The organism is Actinomadura sp. 21ATH (assembly GCF_041951345.1).
GTDB lineage: Bacteria > Actinomycetota > Actinomycetes > Streptosporangiales > Streptosporangiaceae > Spirillospora.
In genome coordinates, this window is sequence record NZ_JBGNUR010000046.1 from 1 (window position 1) to 993 (window position 993).

Sequence of the window (993 nt, forward strand, 5' to 3'; positions counted from 1 at the left end):
CCCTAGATCGTTGATGGGTTATTGCTGAACCGGCCGCGAGCATGGTGAAGGGCGCCCAGGATCGGTGTGTGAAGACAGATCTAGACGCCCTTCTGATCGCACTCTACGTGCACCTGGACGACGATGTCCTGCCATCGCGGCGCCTCGGGCCGGGCAGGCCCCGCCTGCTGACCGACGCCGAGCTGATCTGTGTGGCCACCGCCCAGGTGCTGCTGCGCTGTGATGACGAACGCCACTGGTTGCGGCTGGCCCCCGCCCGGATCGGGCACCTGTTCCCGCGGCTGCCGTGTCAATCGCAGTACAACCGGCAGTTGCGGGATCTGGGCCCGGTGCTGCAGGTGGTGGCGCTGTGGCTGGCCCGCGCGGTCCCGACCTGGTACGACAGCCTGCGGCTGATGGACGGCACCCCGGTGCCGTGCGGTGCCTCCCGAGTCACGGTGAACCGCTCGGCACTGGGCGAGATCGCCGGCTACGGCCGCGACACCTCCCACCACGCCTTCTACTGGGGTGCCAAGCTGATGCTCATCACCACCGCCGAGGGAACGGTCTCGGCCTTCAGCCTGGCCCACCCCAAAGAACTCGACGAGCGCAAGCAGGCCCTGCACCTGCTGCACCTGCGCCCGATCGCCGACGGCCCCTGCCCCATCGTGTGCGACAAGGGCTTCGCCGGAGCCGGAATCGAGAAGGCCACCGCCGACCTGGGACACGTGCTGATCCGTCCGGTGCGCGATGACGAGCCCGAACCGGCGGTGAAGGTGTTCCCATCCTGGCTGCGCCAGCGGATCGAGGGCATCATCTGGACCCTGAAGAACCAGCTCGGACTGGAACGCCACAACGCCCGCACCACCCAGGGCCTATGGGCCCGCATCGCCCAGCGCATCCTCGCGCTCAACGCCGCCATCTGGCACAACTGGCTCATCGACGCACCCGTCAAACGCTCCCTCACCGCCTACGACCACTGACCAGCACACAATTTCCCATCAACGATCTAGG

The 993-nt window shown here is 67.4% G+C and carries 1 protein-coding gene; it reads left to right on the forward strand.

Annotated features, from left to right (window positions below):
• Positions 1–107: 107 nt before the first annotated feature.
• The gene (locus tag ACA361_RS42270) at positions 108–962 is read left to right on the forward strand and encodes a transposase (protein WP_375020793.1); all 855 of its coding nucleotides are present in this window, start codon (positions 108–110) and stop codon (positions 960–962) included.
• The last annotated feature ends 31 nt before the right edge of the window (positions 963–993 follow it).